Origin of the sequence: Kribbella sp. NPDC051586 (genome assembly GCF_044453965.1) — a bacterium.
Taxonomy (GTDB): Bacteria; Actinomycetota; Actinomycetes; order Propionibacteriales; family Kribbellaceae; genus Kribbella.
The window spans coordinates 1403087-1421751 of sequence record NZ_JBITDF010000001.1 but is presented as its reverse complement, the minus strand read 5'-3'; the positions used below and the strand labels follow the sequence as shown (position 1 = coordinate 1421751).

The following is an 18665-nucleotide window of genomic DNA, read 5'->3' as shown; positions in this document are numbered from 1 at the left end:
GATCACGTCCCTTGGATGGTGAAGCTCTTGCTGACACCGGCGACGAACGGCTCACACGCCGGGACGTACACGCGGTACGGAATCAGGCCCTTGTACGACGGTTGCGCGTTGACCGTGAACCGGCCGGACTGCCGGACCTTGGCAGAGCTGACCGCCCGCCACTGCGTCCGGCCGTACAGCCGCTGCAACTGGACCGGGCACGAGCCGGTCATGTGCGCCACCGAACCATTGACCGGGACAATGGTTCCGACCCGCACACTCGTCTTCGACGGCACTGCCGCCACCGCCGTCGGTCGCGCCGGGAACAGCCACTGCCCGACGATGTAGTACGGGTCCGCGTAGATGTGTGCGCAGTTCAGCGCGCCCGCGTCGTCAGCGGTGTAGGACTTGGTGATGACGCCGTTCGTGCCGGTCCTGTAGAGCGGGCTGCCGCCCTCGGCGCACGGTACGTCGACGCCGAGGCCGATCGGGATCCGGCTGCCGTACGGCTTCCCGGTCGCCGTGTTCGTGACTGCCCAGGTGATCGAGTACGGCTTCCCGAACGGCACCACCCGCGGGTTGGCCGCCGCGGTGATCTTCGGCAGGTTCGTGCCCTTCACCGTGATCGTCTGGCCCGAGTACGGCGTCGGGTCGACCGGCGTACCGGGGTCGGGCCCGCCGTATGGACCGGTCATCACGCCGGTGACCTTGAACGTGCCGTTCGCGGTCGAGGCGACGTTGAGCCGGCCGGTCCAGGTGCCGTTCTGGAGCGTCCCGGCGGTCCGCTTCAGGTCGGCCGAGACGATGTCGTTGCGCGTCCCGGTACCGCCGGTGCGTTCGAGGACCACGTTCAGGACGAGGTTCTGGTCGCCGGGCTCGGTGGAGTCGTAGCCGCCCTTGACGGTCACGTTGATCGGGTACGTGTTCAGGCCGGACACCGCGACCGACGTACGGTCCAGGGCGACCTGGGTGATCGTCAGGTTGGGGTCCGGATCGGCCTGCGCAGCGGTCTGCGCCGCGCCGAGGAACAGCCCCGCCAGGGGTACTGTCGCCAGCGCCGCCACCACTGGTCTCATTCGCATGCACTGAGCGTGACAGTGGTCCAGCCGGCATCCAAGCATTTCACCGTAGGAGTGCGCGATCGGGCCGCTGTGTGTAGACCGGTTGCCCGCAGCCCTGGTTCAACTGCCGGGGGCCGACTGTTAACCGCCAGGTCACGTACCGACCGTGTCGGAGTCGGCTACGGTCCCCACGCTGGTCCAATGAGCCAGGTCTTCGGAACGGTCCGGCACCCGGCATCCGTCGTCACGCGCACCGACCGGCTCGGCAACACCGTCTCGCTCGGCGACGTCCTGCCGGAGAGCAAGGCGATCCTGTTCACCGGGCCGCCCGGGATGGGCAAGACCTCAGAGCTGGACCGGGCGGAGGATCTGGCGGAGCGCAACGGCTGGACCGCGATCCGGATGACCGCCTCGGGGAACATGCCACTGGAGCACCAGCTCACCGGCGCGGTCCGGGCGAGTCTCGACGACCTGCGCGCCCGGTTCAGGCGCGGCCCGGTACGCAAGCTGGGCAAGACGGTCCGCGACCTGACCCAGAGCGGCCGCAACACCCGGCTCGGCGTCGAGGGCAGGCTCGGCGGCGGCATCCTCCCGGTCGAGCTGGTCGGCAAGTCGGAGAAGGACACGACGGCGCACGACAACCTCGGTACGACGCTGAACGACTTCGCCGACGAGCTCGGCAGGCTGACCGCGATCGACGACAAGCCGATCCTGCTGCTGGTGGACAACATCGACCAGGCCTCGGAGGCGGACCGGGCCGGGCTGAACGAGCTGGCCATCCACATCGAGGAACTGAACCGGCCGGTCTGGCTGGTCGCGGCCGGTGGGGCGATGTCGACGAGCGCGTTGATGAACGCGTCCCGGCGGATGTCCGGGATCGCTACCACGATCAGCAACCAGTTCGACATTCGCGAGCTGGGACCGCTGTCCGACGCGCAGGTCTGGCCGGCCCTGACGGAGCCGCTCGACAGGGCCGGCATCCCGTACGAGTACGCCGCCGTCGATCGGCTGGTCACGGCGGCGAACGGCGACCCCACACGGCTGCGGCAGCTCAGCGAGGCTGCGGTCGCACACCGGGACCCGGACGCCGGGATCACGGTCGGCTGCGCGCAGGCCGCGACGGCCCGGATCAACGCCGACGCGGCCGTGCTGTACCAGAGCGTGTGGGACCAGAAGCGCACCAGCCACGCGCAGAAGGACCTGCTCGCACACGTCGCGGCCCAGGGGCCGAACGGTCTGTACATGCCGGACGAGACCCAGGCCGCCGGTCCGGGGCGTTGGCAGGAGATCGACCAGGCTCGTCAGGAGCTGGTCGCGCGTGGCCTGCTGCGCGAGCACAGCGGCCACGTCGTCACGATCCCGGACAAGGGCCTCCAGGACTGGGTCAACGACTACCTCGGGCAGACACCCGTCGCGGCGGCGCCGCCGACGATCGGCCAGGCCCTGTCGCGGGACGAGGCGGCACTCGCGCCGGCCCACCCGATCGGTGAACGCGCGCTGGTCAACCAGGTGTTCGGTGCGGGAGGCGAGCTGGTCCACCGGGTCGAGCGATCGGACGAGCAAGGCCGGCCGATCTCGCTCGAGGACCGCCCCCCGAAGGGCACCTCGGTGCTGTTCACCGGGCCGCCCGGGATGGGCACGAGTCAGGAGCTGAACCGCACGAAGGCGATGGCCGACGCGGAGGGCTGGATCGCGATCCGGCTGGACGCGTCGCGGCGCGAGTCGCTGGAGGCGCGGGTGATCCGCGCCGTCCAGGGCGAGCTCGGCACGATCAAGGAACGGTTCCCGGCCGGCCAGGTGAAGGAGCTGAAGCAGCTGCTGAACCGGATGGCGATCCGGACCAAGAACTCGATGAACACCGCGCAGGTCCGGATCGGCATCGCACCCGGCCCGAAGATCGGCTTCCACACCGCCTGGGAGGGCGTCACCAAGGACTCCGTCGGCACGACGCTGAACGAGGTCGCGGAGCACCTCGGCAAGATGGCCATGCCGACCCGGCAGCCGATCCTGCTGATGGTCGACAACCTGGACGCCGCGTCGAAGAACGACCTGGTCGCGCTGACCGAGCTCTCGGCGCACCTGCAGCGGGTACGGCAGCCGATGTTCCTGATCGCGGCCGGCGGCGAGGAGGCGACCAGCCGGTTGCTCGAGGCATCGGGCGGGCACAGCGGCATGGAGACCAAGCAGGCCGGCAAGTTCGACGTACGGCGGCTGACGCCGCTGAGCGAGAACGAGCTGCGGCCGGCGTTGACCGTCCCGCTCGACGCGGCCCGGGTCCGGTACGAGCCGGCGGCGGTCGACAGCCTGGTCACCGCGGCCAACGGCAATCCGAGCCGGCTGCGAACCCTGGCCGCAGCGGCTCTCGAGCTCTCCGAGCCGGGTTCGGGCATCACCGCCGAGGTGGCCGCGACCGCGACCGCCCGGTTGAACGCGCAGTCGCGAGCTCTGTACGACGCCGCCTGGTACAACTGCACGCCCACCGAGAAGGAACTGCTGGCGAAGACCGCGGCGCACGGTTCGCACGGGATGCAGACCCCGTCCCGGTCCGAGGCCGCCGGACCCGATCGCTGGGACCTGGACAGCGCCGCGCAGAAGCTGGTCTCCCGCGGGCTGCTGACCCGGACCGGGCACCAGATCCGGGTTGCCGACCCCGGCTTCCAGGACTGGGTGCAGACGCGCCTGGGCGTCAGCGCCGCGCAGGCCGGCCTCGCCCGCCCGGTCGCCGGACAGGCACAGCTCGGCTCGGCCGGCGCCCGGCCCGCCCACGGTCAGGGCGGGCCCAGGCGCGAGGACCTGCAGGCGAAGCGCTAGCTAGTTCGGCCAGATGGAGCTGATCCACTCCGGGTGGTCGATGAACGGGTTCCGGTTGTGCTGGAACTGGCTGTAGATGACCTCGTTGCGGTTCTTCTCGAAGGCGTCCGGCGGGTCGGCCGCCGCCCAGGCCTTCAGCACCGACAGCTTGCCGATGTACGGCGCGGTGCCGTTGCCGACCGAGTTGTTCACCTCGAGGTTCGGGAAGCCGTCGTCGCCCTCGTAGCGGACCGCCATGTAGAAGATCATCCGGGCCACATCGCCACGGGCCGCCGCGCGCGGGGCGAACGAGTCCGAGTCCGCCGTACAGCCGGAGCACTGGGCGACCGCCGTACCGCCGTTGTCGAAGTCGAGGTTGCCGCGGGCCGAGTTCACCGAGACGTCCTCGGGGCGGAGGTGGTGTACGTCGGTGCCCGGGCCGGTCGCCGTACCGAAGTCGCCGTGGGACTTGGCCCAGACGTGCTCACGGTTCCAGTCGTCGACGCCGCCACCCTCGCTGCTCTTCGCGATCGAGCGGCCGGAGTAGATCTCGATGACGTTGTTGCTGTTGTTCGGGTCCTGGTCGGTGACCTCGAGCGCGTCCCAGACCTGGTCGTAGGTGAGCTTGGTCTGGCTCGAGATGATCGTGTGCAGCGCGGCCTTCAGCGCGGCGCCGGTCTTGCCCTCCGCGCCGGCGTAGTAGTCACCAGGGTCGCCGGGATCCGACGAGCCACCGCCTCCGGTGAAGGCGGTCGCGTTCTTCAGGCCGGGGTGCGAGAAGTACGCCGCGAGCGTGCCGGTGACCGTGATCTGCTTGCCGAGCAGGCCGGGGTTGCTCTGCAGCCCGTACGACGCGCGGAACGCGGCCGGGATCTGGACGTAGAGCATGGCCGACGTACTCGTCTGGGCGGCCGAATCGGCGAGCGCCAGCGCGTAGTCGTTCGGGAAGTTGCTGCGGACAACGGTGCTGGTCGCCGTCGGCTGACCGACCACGTACCCGCTGACGGACGCCGTCGAGTTGTCCTGGCGTCCGATCGCGGTCGCGACGGTGATCGTGGTGGCGGCGTTCGACGGCGTGATGCCGAAGCCCAGCAGTGCGAGAACGGCGGTGACGAGCAGCGCCGGACGGAACAATCGGGACACGGCAACTCCCAGGGGCGGGTGGGGACCGGACCTTCACAGGTTGCCCGCCCGGGCCCCGCCGCGAAACCTCCCAGCACCTGAAACCTGCCCGGCCATCCGGCGAACCGCGGGCCACGGATCAGGGTCAGCGCAGCTGGATCGCCCCGATCGGGTGGGTGTCGACGACCGGCTCGGTCGACTTCCCCGGAGCCGGCAGGTCCTCGTAGAGCTGATAGGCACCGGTCGGCAACGGTCCGCCCGCACAGGACCGGATGTCCATCGGCGCGTCGACGACGTTGGACTGGCCCGGATGCAGCTCAACCGGCTCGGCCGCCGTGCTGATCGTGGCGCGACCGACCATCCGGCCGTTCCCGACGACGGCGATCCACTTCGGCGGGAGGCCCGCGATGAGCGGGTGCGGCAGTCCGCCCTGGTACAGGTACTTCGACCGCACCACTGCGGTCCAGCCGGTGGCGGTCCGGCTGATGCTCTGCTGGGTCAGGGTCACGACTGCGACCAGGTCCTTCTTCCCGCCCGGCGTCGGAGCCGGGAACGCCACGCCGCATTCGTACGGCGCGGTCGGCATTGCCACCGCCGTCGACGCAATGGCGACCGGAGGCCTGGCCGGAGCCACGGTGTGGCCCGGAATGGCGGCGTACGCACCGATCGCGACCGCCGTCGCCGCGGCCAGACCGGTTGCCGCGGTGAGCGCCGTTCGAACGCGGCGCCGGCGGCGGATCCGAAGCAGGAGGTCGTGCTCCGCGAACTCCACAGCACCGGTACCGGCCAGCTCCTGGAGCAAAGTCGTCACGTCAGTCATTTGATCGTCTCCTCGGGTACGGCGAGCCGCTCGGCAAGCTTCGCCCGCGCATCGGCCAGATAGCGTTTGACGGTGCCCTCGGCGCAGGCGAGCTGCTCCGCGATCTCCGGCACCGTGAGGTCCTCGTAGTACCGAAGCACCACGCAGGCACGCAGCCGGGGCGACAGCGTGGCCAGTGCCTGCCGGACGTCGCTGGCAGGCCCGGGATCGTCGTGATGCTCGACCGGCTGGACGAGCAGGTGCCGCTTCGCTCGCCAGAGCCCGGCCCGCCGCGCGCCGTCGACGTACTGGTTCAGCATCGCCCGGCGCACGTAGCTCTCCAGCTGGGTGACGTCACCGCCGACCCGCAGCCGGCTGAAGACCCGCAGCAGCGCGTCCTGCAGCAGATCGGCCGCGGCCGCCGACTCTCCCGTCAGGAGATAGCCGTACGCCCGCAGCGACGCGCCCCGGGCAGCGAGAAGGTCCTGGAACGCTCGTTCCCAGTCGGCCATGGCACCCGTTCCGTCGATTGCACTTGTCAGCCATCAAGACGAACGAGGAGCGCGAAGCGTTGTGAACGAGATTTGAGCCGGTGGGGCGGTGAACGGGTGAGTGCCGTTCATCGCCCCACCTGGGTGGATGGGCCCCCATCAGGCCGTGACTGTCCGCCACAGCCTGCTCTGCCCACCCACCAGCGAGGTACTACTGGCGGGCAGCACCTCACCGACGGAGGTGGCGTGGTGCGGACGCCGCTTACGGACGGTACTCAGTCCAGTACCCATTGTCCATGACTCAGCGAATGCATCTCAACTACTGAGCGAGTCGCGTCACGATCTCTCCCGCCACCGCCGCGTCCACGGCTCCGATCCCGGTCAGATCGGCCACCGAGCGCCGGTCCCGGTCCACCCCGTCCCGCAGGACCGCGCCCACCGCCAGGTCCACATCCGCCCCGACCACGCCGGCCCGGACCGCGTTCCCGAAGTCCCCGTGGTCGAGACACTGCGCGTGGTCGTCGGTCGCGACCAGCGCGCCGGCCAACACCTCCACCGGCAACTCGCCCTTGCCGGGCATGTCCGTGCCGATACCGGTCACATGGACGGCGCCCGCAAACAACTCCCGAGGCAACGGCTGCCGCGCAGCAGTGGTGGCGATCACGCAAGCTCCGCCGGCACGCGCCGCGTCAGTCTCCAGCCCCAGGGCGTCGAACTTCGCCCGCAATTGCTCCACGGCATCCGGCCTACGCCCCCAGACGCTCACACGTGTCAACGTCCGTAGCTGCCGCAACCAGAGCACCTGCAGGAACGCCTGCTCCCCAGTGCCGAGAACCACCACCTCATCCACACCAGCAGGTGTCATCGCATCGGTGATCAGCGCCCCGGAGGCCGCAGTACGCCAAGCCGTCAGCATCCCCTCGTCCACCAGCACCGCGGCCGGAGACCCGTCCCTCGCCGACACCGCCAGCATCACCCCGTTGTTGGACCCACCAATGGAGCTGGCCGTCTTCACCGCAAAGTACGGCGACCCGACCACATACCCGGCCTTCACATGACAATCCCCGCCCGGGAAGTCCAGCACCATCGGCGCCGGTACCACGGTCCGCCCCTCCGCGTGCGCCACCAGCGCCGCCCGCACCGCCCCGAACACCACGTCGTACGTCGCCACCCTGGCGAGCTCGTCAAGCTCGACGACCCTCATCGCTTCGCCAGCCAGTCCGCCCAGACCTCGAGCGCCTCCGCGGGACCCGACCGCCCGATGCCGACGCGGAACCGGTCTGCCGGCGTCGCGGTCAGCTCCGACGAGTAGATGCTCGACGGCAGCAGGAGCACCCCGGCCTGCTCGACGAGCTCCGTGCACATCACCTCGACCCCGTCCGGACCGAGGTAGCGCGGATAAGCCACGCACCCGCCGTCCGGAGCCCGGAACTCGAACAGCTCGGGGTACTGATCGAAGAAGCCGGTGAACAACGGCAGATTGGCCGCGATGATCCCGCGGTTGCGCTCCAGGATCCGGTCCCGGGCGCGGAGTGCGATCAGCGCAAGGACCTCGCCAGGGCCCGAGTTGCAGATCGTCGTGTAGTGCTTCGCCCGCTCCAGCCGGTCCAGCACGGACCGGTCCCGGCACGCGACCCAGCCGATCCGCAGCCCGGGCAGGCCGTAAGCCTTGGACATCACGTTGAGCGAGATCGCCGTGCGGGACAGGTCCGTTGCCTGAGGCAAGGGGTTGGCCTCGAGCCCGCGGTACACCTCGTCGGAGAAGAGGATGATCCCGCGTTCGTCACACAACCGCGTAAGCCTGGCCCAGGCGTCCGGCGACGGCAGCGCGCCGGTCGGGTTGTTCGGGAAGTTGACGGACACCATGCGCGTGTTGGGACGAAGAGCGGACTCCACCGCGTCCACGTCGAAGGTCCAGCCGGCATCGGCTCGCAGTGACACCCCGGTCACGTCACAGACGGACAGCGGGACGGTTTCTGCTGCCTGGTAGTTGGGGGTCAGGACGATGGCGTGGTCCGTCGGCTCGAGCAGCGTGCGCATCGCGAGGTAGATCGCCTCCTCGGCACCCGCGAAGCACAGGATGTCGTCGGCGCCGGCGGCGTCGTACGTGGCGGCGATCGCCTCCCGCAGTACCGGCAACCCCCGCGTCTGCGTGTAGCCGAGCGTCAGCGAGTCCCAGCGTTCGCGGCCGTCGTCGTCGGCCATGGCGAGCAGATCGGCCATCGGCAGGGTCTGGGCGTCGGACGCGGTCAGGTGGTAGCGGGCGCTGAACTCCCAGCGGGCGAAATAGGTCTCCAGGCGGAAATCAGGCAGGGTCGGCATGCGGTTCCTTCCGGGCTTGGCCGAGCAGCTGGTAGAGCGCCGAGCGGGAGATCCGCAGCGCGCGGGCCACGGCCGGCACCGACCGGCGCTGGCTGAGCACCCCGGCCGCATCGAGCCGGCTCAGCAGCTCGAGCCGGTCCGCCTTCTCCAGCCGCTCGACCGGTAGGCCGCGCTCGCGCACGTACGCCGCGACGAGCTCGTTCAGCTTCTCCGACCAGTCGTGCTCGAACAGCACTCGCGGCTGCCCGGCCACCGGCGCCGCGAACGCGGCCAGCAACCGGCTCGCCTCCTCGAACGCGGTCCGGTCCACGTTCACGCACAGCACGTACGCCGGCTGCCCGTCGTCGTCGCGGATCACCGCGCTGACGCTCGAGAGCCGCCGCCCGTCCGAGAGCGTCTTCGGGTAGGGCCCGTAGACCCCGTCCGCGCTCGCGGCCAGCTCGTCCAGCTCACCGAGCAGCGACGGATCACCCGGCTCGCGTCCGGACAGCGGGTTCCAGATCGCAGCGATCTCGTCCGTCGCCGGGTGGTGCAGCACGACCTCCGCGTGCGGCGACAGCAATCGCGCCAGGGCGTCGCCGATCGGCGCTAGCGTCTCAACCTTCACACCTGGACACTAAGTCCAGTCTGGACATTCTGTCTACACAAGAACCTGCCCGTCGACTCGAAGCGAGGGCTTTCCCATTGGCACTACTCAGCCACGACACTTCCATGCCATCACGGACGGACTGAGCACCCGTCACTTTCCGGTCAGACGCCAGCGGAACTCGCCGCCCCTCATCGGGTTGGTGGGGCGGGTTTGCGAACAGCGCAGCGCCCACCGCCCTGGAGAGAAGAATGATCATGAGCTTGACCGACTACGCCGGGGTCGCCGGCCTGATCGCCGCGGCCGCAGTTGCTGTCTGGATGCTGCGCAACCACCGAACCGTCGCGCCCACCGCGCGGGTCGCCAGACACCGCGGGGCGCCTAGCCTGCGGTTGCCGCGACCGACCCATCCGGAGCGCGCTTCTTCGCGCGGTAGTAGGTAAGGCCTCCGAAGGCGTACATCGACAGGCCCAACGCGGCCATCAGCACGATCACGACCCACTGCCACAGTCCGGTCAGGTAGAGCGCCAGGAACCAGGACCGTGTACTGCCGTTGCTGGTCAGCTTGAAGATCGCCGGAACGACGGCCTGTGGGAACAGCGGGATCGCCGCGAACCCGAGGCACATACCCGCAGCGGTCCGCTTCCACTTGGGCAGCGCGTCGAACCCTGCGGTCTTCCTGGCCTGCTCCGCGGGCGATCGGCCGTGCCTGAGCAGCGTGAGGAGCTCAGGGCCACGTCGATCGAGACGCCGGATCGCCAGGCGGCCGAAGTACCACCAAGCAAGCACTCCGGACAGTACGCCGGTCGGCACGCCCCACCACTCGGCGTTGAGCGCCACGATGAGAGCCGGGGCTGACGTCGTCGCGACGAGCACGAGCATCACGTAGACGATGCCCATCGTCTCGCCTTCGTTCTCACCTGAGTTCAGCGGGTTGCCCGACCGTTTATGCGCGTCAGTCGTCGGCACGGCGGCGTACACCGAACTGGCCACGACCAGACCGGCCGCACCACCCAGCAGTGCGGGCAGGACACTCAGCACCAGCGGCCAGGCGCTCGCGTAGCCGGACCACCACGTCAGCAACAGGGTGATCACCAGCGTGATCGGACCGAAGACCAACAGGAAGGCTCGCTGCCGGGCGCGTACGTCCGGCCCGCTCGCGCCGGGGGTCATCAGCGTGGACCAGAACGCCGTACCGTCCGCGCCGTACAGGTTGGCGGACATCGCAGCGGCCATCACGATCGCAGCGGGACCGGCCCACGGCAGCATCGCCGTCCACCCGATCGCCAGCGGCATCGTGCAGAAGAACAGCCCGTAGCTGATGGCGAACACGGCCTTGTGCCCGTAGAGCAGGTCCCTGGTCCACGAGCGCAACTCCTTGGCAGCTGCACCATTCTGCGGATTGGTCCCGCTCAGCGGCCGGCGTACCTTGCCGCCAGTCCTCGACGCAGTTGTCCGACGCACCAGCAGCGCTGACCACGCCAGGAGCATCAGCGCACCCAGCACCACCAGTCCGCCCAGTGCCGCAAGCACTCTGAGCCAGTCGCCGCGTCCGGCCGCTTCGACGGCCACCAGACCCCAGCCGGACGGTGCGATCCGCGCCGCCGTGGCCATCGTGCCCTGCACGTCGGTCGACACGAACGCCACGATCAGCGCCCATCCCTGCGCAGTGAACGCCAGGATGAACGCGTTGACGAGCGCCGCGATCACCGCACCGGCCCGCACCTGCAGCAGTACGCCGTACACCGCGACGGCAAGCCGGGACGCCAGGACGAAGCAGAAGAGCTGAAGCAGCAGCGCAGGCACGGCGACCAGAGCCGCAGCGACATTCGCGCCTGCGATCACCAAGCTGAGCAGGGCGATCAGGCTGATGACCGGCGCCACACCGGCCAGCGCGGCCACCAGCAGTCCGGTGGAGAGCGTGCGCGGCGGCAGCGGCACCATCGTGAAGTACTCCGGCTTGAGCGTCTCGTCGCCGCCACCCGTGAACAGCGGACCGACCACCCAGCCGAGCATCCAGATCGCAAGCACCACGACCAGTACGTCGCCGTCGCCCTTCGCCGCGACCCAGATCGTGCCACCAGCGAGCACCAGGCCGACGAACCCGCCGGTGACGATCCAGGTCAGCCGGAGCTGGTCCTTGAGCGCGTGCCGGAACGCGGCCAGCCGCATCCGGACCAGCGTGTGCGAGGTGCTGTATGTCAGTGCGAGAGCCACGTCAGCCCCTCGGCGCCGCGCGTCGACGCACCGACCAGCGTCACGAACGCATCCTCCAGGCTGCCGCCGGCCTGCACCTCCGAAATGGTGCCTGCGGCAACCACTTTGCCGTCCGCGACCACCGCGACGCGGTCACACAACTGCTCCACGAGGGCCATCACGTGGCTCGACATCACCACCGAGCCGCCGCCGGCGATGAACCGGTGCAGGATCGTCCGGATCGTTGCCGCCGACACCGGGTCGACCGCCTCGAACGGCTCGTCCAGCACCAGCAGTCGCGGCGCGTGCAACAGCGCGACCGCGAGGCCGAGCTTCTTCCGCATACCTGTCGAGTACCCGATCACTTGCTTGTCGTCCTCGTGATCGAGCTCGAAGACGCCCAGCAGCTCAGCCGTACGCGCCTTGACCTCGGCCTCGGGCAGGCCACGCAGCAGGCCCAAGTACGTCAGGACCTCCCGCCCGGTCAGCCGCTCCGGCATCGCCAGCCCGTCCGGCAGCACACCGACCAGAGCCTTGGCCTTCGTCGGCTCGTGCCACACATCCACGCCGAAGATCCGGGCCGTACCGCCGTCCGGCCGCAGCAGCCCGACCGCCATCGACAGCGACGTGGTCTTGCCGGCACCGTTCGGCCCGAGCATCCCGAAGAACGACCCGGCGGGCACGCTCAGACTCAGATCGTCGACCGCCCGCTGATCCCCGAACACCTTGGTCAGCCCGTCCAACTCGAGTGCTTGCTCCACGTCAGACTCCAGTCGCTCGCTCGAACAGGTCCGCCAGCTCTTCGCCGTACGCCGTGAGGTCCAGGTCCGGCGTGATCATCGGAGGCACGGCGTCGATCGCCGACCGGATCGAGATCGCCATCACCCGGGTGTCGAACTCCCGGAACTCGCCGGTGCGCTGGCCCCAGTGCAGAACCTTCTGCACGTCCTCGACCGCCTTGCCGCCCTGCGCGGCGTACACGCCCTGGTCGGCCCGGATGATGTCCAGCAGCGCCTTGATCCCGTCCGGGTGCAGCCGCATGAACTCGAGGTTGCTGGTGATCAGCGCCCGCAGCCCCAACGCTGCCGTCGGCTGGCTGACGATCAGCGGCTCCATCAACTCCACCGCGCTCCGCGCCACCTCGCCCACCACGGCGTCGATCAGCCCCGCCTTGTTGCCGAAGTGGTACGAGATCACGCCCACACTCACCCGCGCCCGCTCGGCGATCCGCGCCATGGACGCCTTGGCCACCCCCGCCTCGGCAATCACCTCGACCGCACACCGGGCCAACTGCTCCCGCCGCGCCAGCTCGATGAAGGTCCGATTTCCTGAACGCATATTCAAAACCTAACACGCACCTTCAGACAAGGTCATCCGAAAGGACGAAATAGGCCCGGGCAACGCAAAAGTCCCGGTCGAGTCGACCGGGACTTTGTTTGTGCGCGAGGGGGGAGTTGAACCCCCACGCCCTTTCGGGCACACGGACCTGAACCGTGCGCGTCTGCCTATTCCGCCACCCGCGCGCAGTCGCCGGATGGTACTCCCGGCGACGAGAAGGAACAGTAGCACGGGTTCTACCGGTGCTTCACATTGCGGGTTCGGTCGAACCTCCCGATACGATCGATCGTCGTACCCGGTGTGTCCGCCTCGACCGGTGGACGATCTTTGGCGTACCGACCGTGGAGGAGGAGGCGTGCGACCGCTACAGCGCTTCGAGCGACGTCTGGAAGGCATTGTGAGCGGTGTCTTCGCGCGCGCTTTCAAGGGTGACGTCGAGCCGATCGAACTCGCGGCGGCACTCAAGCGTGAGATCGACAACACCGCGCGGATCCTGTCCCGGGACCGGCGGCTGGTGCCGAACCACTTCACCGTCGAGCTCGGTCCGGACGACTTCGAGCGGCTGAACGCGTACGGCCGGACCCTCAACCACGAACTGGCCAACGAACTGCGGGACCACGCCGACATCCAGCGGTACACGTTTTCCGGGCCGATCGACATCGAGCTGGTCCAGCAGGACGACCTCCCGACCGGTAAGTTCCGGGTGGTCAGTGAGACGGTCGGGACGCCGCAACGCCGCCCGGCCGCTTACCAGCAGCCCGAGCCCCAGCCCTACCAGCAGGAGCCCTACGTGCCGCCCGAGCCGGTAAGCCCGCCGCAGCCCCAGTACCAGCCGCAGCCGTCGCCGCGGCGCGGCCACCCGCAGGTGATGCTCGAGGTGAACGGGCGTCGCCGCCCGGTCAACCCGCCCGGCGTCGTCCTCGGCCGCGGCACCGACGCGGACATCCAGATCAACGACCCGGGCGTGTCCCGGCGGCACGCCGAGATCCGGCTGATGCCGGAAGGCCCCGGTGGCATCCGCGTCGTGCTGGTCGATCTCGGCTCCACCAACGGCACCCTGGTGAACGGCCGCCGCAGCACCGAGGCCGAGCTGGTCGACGGTTCGACCGTCCGGATCGGCAACACGACCATGACGCTGCGTCTCGCGGACGAGCCGATGGCCCAGCCGCCCAGCAGCGGGTGGTGACCGCAAGTCCATGTCGGAACTGACCCTGACCCTGATCAAACTGGGGTTCCTGGCCCTGTTGTGGATGTTCGTCCTCGCGGTGCTGTCCGTGATCAGGTCCGACCTGTTCGGCGCGAAGGTAGACAGCCGGGCGGCGGCAGCCGTCGTACCGCAGGCCTCCCGGACGCCGAAGCCCGCCAAGCCGGCCAAGAAGCGCAAGGGCCTGCCCGCGTCGGTGACGATCGCGGACGGGCCGCAGGCCGGTGTCGGCGCCTCGCTGGCCGAGGAGCCGGTGATCATCGGCCGCGGGTCGGACTGCCAGATCCGGCTGGACGACGACTACTCCTCCACCCGGCACGCCCGGCTGTTCCTCTCCGAGGGCCAGTGGTGGGTCGAGGATCTGGGCTCCACCAACGGCACGTATCTTGACGGCCAGCGGGTGACCCGCCCGGTCCCGGCCGAGATCGGCGGTTCGATCCGGATCGGCCGGACGACGCTGAACATCGCGAAGTAGGCCTGCCTCGATGACCCTGTCGCTCGACTACGCCACACTGTCCGACGTCGGACGGGTGCGCCGCAACAACGAGGATTCGGCGTACGCCGGTCCGCACCTCCTGCTGCTCGCGGACGGAATGGGCGGCGCGGCCGCCGGCGAGGTGGCCAGCGCGGCGGCGGTCCAGGTGATCCGGCGGCTGGACACCGCCGAGATCGGCGGCGAGGACATGATCGAGGCGCTGGCCGGCGCCGTCCACCGGGCCAACGAGCGGCTGTCGGAGCTGGTCGAGGAGGACCCCGAGCGCGAGGGCATGGGCTCGACCGTCACGGCGCTGATGTTCGACGGCAAGCAGCTCGGCCTGGCACACCTGGGCGACTCCCGCGCGTACCGGATGCGGGACGGCCGGCTGTACCAGCTGAGCCACGACCACACCTTCGTGCAGTCGCTGGTCGACGAGGGCCGGATCTCCCAGGAGGAGGCCTTCAGCCACCCGCACCGCAACCTGATCCTGCGGGTGCTCGACGGCCGCCCGGACTCCGATCCGGACCTGGAGATCCTCGAGGTGCAGGCCGGCGACCGGCTGATGCTCTGCAGCGACGGCCTCCCGGACTACGTGAGCGACGAGGTGATCGCCGCCTCGATGGCTTCCGGTACGCCGGACTCCGTCGTCGTCGAGCTGATCACGCACGCACTCGAGGCGGGCTCGAACGACAACGTCACCTGTGTGGTCGCGGACGTCGTCGAGACCGACCCCGCGAGCGGCACACAGCCACAGCTGGTCGGCGCGGCCGCCGAGCTCGCCCAGGGCAGCACCGGCCGCGGCGAGCCGACGGCCGCCGTCCGCACCGGTGGCGGCGAGGGCCACGGCGGCGGTGGCCACGGCACAGCGCTCGACCCGGAGGAGCTGCGGTACGCGCCGCGTCCGCCGAAGCGGTTCCCGTGGCTGCGGCGGATCGCCGTACTCGTGGTGATCCTCGGGCTGATCGGCGGCGGCGCCTGGTTCGCCTACAGCTGGACCCAGAAGCAGTACTTCGTCGGCACCGACGGCGACTACGTCGCGATCTTCAAGGGCGTCGAGGCGGATCTTCCGGGGCTGACGCTGTCGAAGGTGTACGAGCGGCAGCCGCTGCAGGTCGACAAGCTCCCGACGTACAGCCGCGAGCAGGTGGAGGGCAACATCCAGGCCGACAACCTGGCCGGTGCCCGGTCGATCGTCGCGGAGCTGCAGCAGACCGCTGCCGAGTGCGCCGCCAAGACCAAACCGACTCCCACCCCCACGCCGAAGCCGAGCACGCCGGTCTCGACTCCGCCCGCGTCGAAGCCGCCGGTCTCCAAGCCGCCGGTCACGGCTCCGGTCTCGACGACTCCGACCAGCCCGAGCAGTACGGCGACGCCCGGCAGTCCGGACGACTGCGACGGAGTCCGATGAGCTACGCCTCCACCTCCGTCATCCAGATCATTCCGCGCACCAGGCGCGGGGTGGAACTGCTGCTGCTCGTGATCGCGATCGGCGTCTCGGTCGGCGCCTACGTGAACATCGGCATCACGGTCCAGAACGAAGTCCCCGCCAGCACCGGGTACTACGCCGCCGGCATCAGCCTGCTCGCCCTGATCGCCCACTTCGCGCTGCGCTACCGAGCGCCGTACGCCGACCCTGTGCTGCTGCCCTGCGCCGTGCTGCTGAACGGTCTCGGCGTCGCGATGATCCACCGGATCGACCTCGGCCTGGCGCTGGTCGCCGAGGCGAGGGGCGCCACGCCGAAATCCCCAGCGGCGCCGCAGCAGATCACCTGGACCGCCGTCGGCATCGTGCTGTTCCTGGTCGTCATCCTTGTGATCAGAGATCACCGCCGGCTGCAGGCGCTCACCTATACCGCCGGCCTGGCCGGTCTGGTGCTCCTGGTCCTGCCGCTGATCCCGGGCCTCGGCGTGAACCTGAACGGCGCCCGGATCTGGATCCGGCTGGCCGGCATGTCGTTCCAGCCCGGTGAGTTCGCGAAGATCTGCCTGGTCGTGTTCTTCGCCGGCTACCTGGTGGTCAAACGCGATGTGCTGACGCTGGCCGGGCACCGGTTCCTCGGGCTCGACCTGCCGCGGGCCCGCGACCTCGGCCCGATCGGCATCGCCTGGGCGGTCAGCCTGGGCGTGCTCGTGTTCGAGAGCGACCTGGGCTCGTCGCTGTTGTTCTTCGGCCTGTTCCTGTTCCTGCTGTACGTGTCCACCGAGCGGGCCGGCTGGCTGATCATCGGTGGTCTGCTGTTCATCGGCGGCGCGTACTTCGCGTACGCGACGTTCGGCCACGTGCACCGCCGCGTCACGGACTGGCTGGACCCGTGGGCGATCGACGGCGGCCAGGTGAAGCTCGGGCTGATGGGTCAGGCCTGGGGCGGCATCCTCGGCCGCGGCCTTGGCCAGGGCCACCCGGAGGCCACTCTCTACGCGCAGAGCGACATGATCATCTCCTCGTTCGCCGAGGAGCTCGGCCTGACCGGGCTGATCGCGATCCTGCTCGTGTACACCCTCATCATCGAGCGCGGCCTGCGGACCGCGCTCGGCTGCCGGGACATCTTCGGCAAGCTGATCGCCACCGGTCTGGCGATGTCGTTCGCGCTGCAGGTGTTCGTGATCGTCGGCGGGGTGACCGGGCTGATCCCGCTGACCGGTCTGGCCACGCCGTTCATGGCCCTCGGCGGTACGTCGCTGGTCGCGAACTGGGCGATCATCGCGCTGCTGCTCCGCATCAGCGACCAGGCCCGGCGGCCGCAGACCCCGGCCGCTCCCGTGTCCGACGAAACGATCGCGATGGCGGTGCAGAAGCAGTGAACTCGGCGATCCGACGACTGGCCGTGGCGGCCATCATCCTGATGCTCGCGCTGATGGCGAACTCGACGTACCTGCAGGCGTTCCGGGCGAACGAGATCAACGGCCGCAACGACAACAACCGGGTCCGCGACTCGCAGTTCTCGGTGAACCGCGGCCCGATCCTGATCGGCAGTACGCCGGTCGCGCAGAGCAAACCGTCCAACGACCGGTTCAAGTACCAGCGCACGTACCCGTCCGGGCCGGTGTACGCGCCGGTGACCGGCTTCTACTCGTACCGGTTCGGCCGCGGCGGGATCGAGCTGACGATGAACTCCGAGCTGAACGGCTCGGACCCGTCGATGGCGTTCCGCCGGATCATCGACGTGATCAGCAACCGCCCGCAGCAGGGCGGCAGCGTCACGCTGACGCTGAACGCGGCGGCGCAGCAGGCGGCGTACAAGGGTCTGGGCTCCAAGACCGGCGCGGTGGTGGCGATCGAGCCGAAGACCGGCAAGATCCTGGCGATGGCGACCACGCCGTCGTACGACCCGAACCGGCTCGCCTCGCACGACAGCGCGAAGGTCGATGCCGCCTGGAAGAGCCTGAACGAGGACAAGGACCGGCCGCTGTCGAACCGCGCGGCCCAGGAGCTGTACCCGCCGGGCTCGACGTTCAAGTTGGTCACCGCGGCCGCCGCGCTGTCCAGCGGCAAGTTCACGCCGGAGACGAAGGTGAACTCGCCGGCCGAACTGCCGTTGCCGCAGACGACCGTCCCGCTGGTGAACGAGGACGGCAAGAACTGCGGCGGCAGCAACAACGCCACCCTGACGATCGCGCTGCGGTACTCCTGCAACACGGCCTACGGCAGCGTCGGTCTGACGCTCGGGGCGGACGCGCTGCGCGAGCAGGCCGCCAAGTTCGGCTTCGGCGCGCGGCCGCTGGCCGAGCTGCCGAGCGTGGCCACCAGCCAGTTCCCCGGCGACCCGAACGAGCCGCAGACCGCGCAGTCCGCGATCGGCCAGTTCGACGTCCGGGCCACGCCGCTGCAGATGGCGATGGTCGCGGCCGGGATCGCGAACAAGGGCGAGGTGATGAAGCCGTACCTCGTGCAGAACGTGAAGACCCCGGACCTGAAGACGGTCTCGGAGACCAAGCCGGAGTCGCTGCACCAGGCGGTCACCCCGGAGGTCGCCGCGCAGCTGACCGCGATGATGGTCGACGTCGTCAACAACGGCACCGGCAAGCCGGGCCAGATCAGCGGCGTGCAGGTGGCCGGCAAGACCGGTACGGCGCAGACCGCGAAGGACCGCCCGCCGTTCGCCTGGTTCACCGCGTTCGCGCCGGCCGACGACCCGAAGATCGCCGTGGCGGTGCTGATCGAGAAGGCCGACATCGCCCGCGACGACATCGCCGGCGGCAAGCTGGCCGCCCCGATCGCCAAGTCGGTGATGGAGGCGGTGCTGGGCCAATGAGCACGATACGGAATGATGCCGTCACGGCGCGTCTTTCCAACGGGGA

General features: G+C 69.6%; 16 protein-coding genes and 1 tRNA gene. 6 read left to right on the top strand and 11 right to left on the bottom strand.

Translation table 11 applies throughout. The annotated features are described in order from the left end of the window. Nucleotides 1-2: 2 nt before the first annotated feature. Nucleotides 3-1061 (bottom strand): hypothetical protein, encoded by a 1059-nt coding sequence (locus tag ACIA58_RS07065; protein ID WP_396402666.1) that lies wholly within the window; start codon nucleotides 1059-1061, stop codon nucleotides 3-5. Between the two features lie 180 nt (nucleotides 1062-1241). Between ACIA58_RS07065 and ACIA58_RS07060 the strand changes: the two genes are divergently transcribed. Then, complete coding sequence (locus ACIA58_RS07060; RefSeq protein ID WP_396402665.1) at nucleotides 1242-3851, top strand: ATP-binding protein; 2610 nt, start codon at nucleotides 1242-1244, stop codon at nucleotides 3849-3851. Here ACIA58_RS07060 and ACIA58_RS07055 read toward each other — a convergent pair whose 3' ends face one another. From ACIA58_RS07055 to ACIA58_RS07010, 10 genes are all read right to left on the bottom strand, one after another. Continuing rightward, nucleotides 3852-4973, bottom strand: coding sequence for an endonuclease (locus ACIA58_RS07055; RefSeq protein ID WP_396402664.1), 1122 nt, complete (start codon nucleotides 4971-4973; stop codon nucleotides 3852-3854). 124 nt (nucleotides 4974-5097) lie between these two features. After that, entirely contained in the window at nucleotides 5098-5772 is a 675-nt protein-coding gene (locus ACIA58_RS07050) for a hypothetical protein (RefSeq protein WP_396402663.1), read from the bottom strand. Beyond that, entirely contained in the window at nucleotides 5769-6263 is a 495-nt protein-coding gene (locus tag ACIA58_RS07045) for a sigma-70 family RNA polymerase sigma factor (RefSeq protein ID WP_396402662.1), read from the bottom strand. The genes ACIA58_RS07050 and ACIA58_RS07045 overlap by 4 nt, the downstream gene beginning before the upstream one ends. A gap of 298 nt (nucleotides 6264-6561) precedes the next feature. After that, a complete protein-coding gene (locus tag ACIA58_RS07040; protein ID WP_396402661.1) occupies nucleotides 6562-7446 on the bottom strand; it encodes an ornithine cyclodeaminase family protein in 885 nt (294 codons plus the stop codon). Continuing rightward, nucleotides 7443-8564, bottom strand: coding sequence for an aminotransferase class I/II-fold pyridoxal phosphate-dependent enzyme (locus ACIA58_RS07035; protein WP_396402660.1), 1122 nt, complete (start codon nucleotides 8562-8564; stop codon nucleotides 7443-7445). Before ACIA58_RS07035 ends, ACIA58_RS07040 begins: the two co-directional genes overlap by 4 nt. Further along, on the bottom strand, nucleotides 8548-9171 hold the full coding sequence (locus ACIA58_RS07030) for a transcriptional regulator (RefSeq protein WP_396402659.1): 624 nt from the start codon (nucleotides 9169-9171) through the stop codon (nucleotides 8548-8550). The genes ACIA58_RS07035 and ACIA58_RS07030 overlap by 17 nt, the downstream gene beginning before the upstream one ends. A 360-nt stretch (nucleotides 9172-9531) precedes the next feature. Then, nucleotides 9532-11367 (bottom strand): hypothetical protein, encoded by a 1836-nt coding sequence (locus ACIA58_RS07025; protein WP_396402658.1) that lies wholly within the window; start codon nucleotides 11365-11367, stop codon nucleotides 9532-9534. Continuing rightward, on the bottom strand, nucleotides 11352-12107 hold the full coding sequence (locus tag ACIA58_RS07020) for an ABC transporter ATP-binding protein (RefSeq protein WP_396402657.1): 756 nt from the start codon (nucleotides 12105-12107) through the stop codon (nucleotides 11352-11354). Before ACIA58_RS07020 ends, ACIA58_RS07025 begins: the two co-directional genes overlap by 16 nt. A gap of 1 nt (nucleotide 12108) precedes the next feature. Beyond that, nucleotides 12109-12684: a TetR/AcrR family transcriptional regulator gene (locus ACIA58_RS07015; protein ID WP_396402656.1), complete on the bottom strand. Its 576-nt coding sequence runs from the start codon at nucleotides 12682-12684 to the stop codon at nucleotides 12109-12111. 101 nt (nucleotides 12685-12785) lie between these two features. Continuing rightward, nucleotides 12786-12869, bottom strand: a tRNA-Leu gene (locus ACIA58_RS07010). A gap of 170 nt (nucleotides 12870-13039) precedes the next feature. Between ACIA58_RS07010 and ACIA58_RS07005 the strand changes: the two genes are divergently transcribed. From ACIA58_RS07005 to ACIA58_RS06985, 5 genes are read left to right on the top strand one after another with little or no spacing between them, the layout of a single operon-like run. Continuing rightward, complete coding sequence (locus tag ACIA58_RS07005; protein ID WP_396402655.1) at nucleotides 13040-13870, top strand: FhaA domain-containing protein; 831 nt, start codon at nucleotides 13040-13042, stop codon at nucleotides 13868-13870. 10 nt (nucleotides 13871-13880) lie between these two features. After that, a complete protein-coding gene (locus tag ACIA58_RS07000; protein WP_396402654.1) occupies nucleotides 13881-14363 on the top strand; it encodes an FHA domain-containing protein in 483 nt (160 codons plus the stop codon). A gap of 10 nt (nucleotides 14364-14373) precedes the next feature. Next, nucleotides 14374-15774: a PP2C family protein-serine/threonine phosphatase gene (locus ACIA58_RS06995; protein WP_396402653.1), complete on the top strand. Its 1401-nt coding sequence runs from the start codon at nucleotides 14374-14376 to the stop codon at nucleotides 15772-15774. Next, nucleotides 15771-17168 (top strand): FtsW/RodA/SpoVE family cell cycle protein, encoded by a 1398-nt coding sequence (locus tag ACIA58_RS06990; protein ID WP_396403317.1) that lies wholly within the window; start codon nucleotides 15771-15773, stop codon nucleotides 17166-17168. Before ACIA58_RS06995 ends, ACIA58_RS06990 begins: the two co-directional genes overlap by 4 nt. Further along, nucleotides 17165-18619, top strand: a complete 1455-nt coding sequence (locus tag ACIA58_RS06985) for a peptidoglycan D,D-transpeptidase FtsI family protein (protein ID WP_396402652.1) — start codon at nucleotides 17165-17167, stop codon at nucleotides 18617-18619. The genes ACIA58_RS06990 and ACIA58_RS06985 overlap by 4 nt, the downstream gene beginning before the upstream one ends. Nucleotides 18620-18665 lie beyond the last annotated feature (46 nt).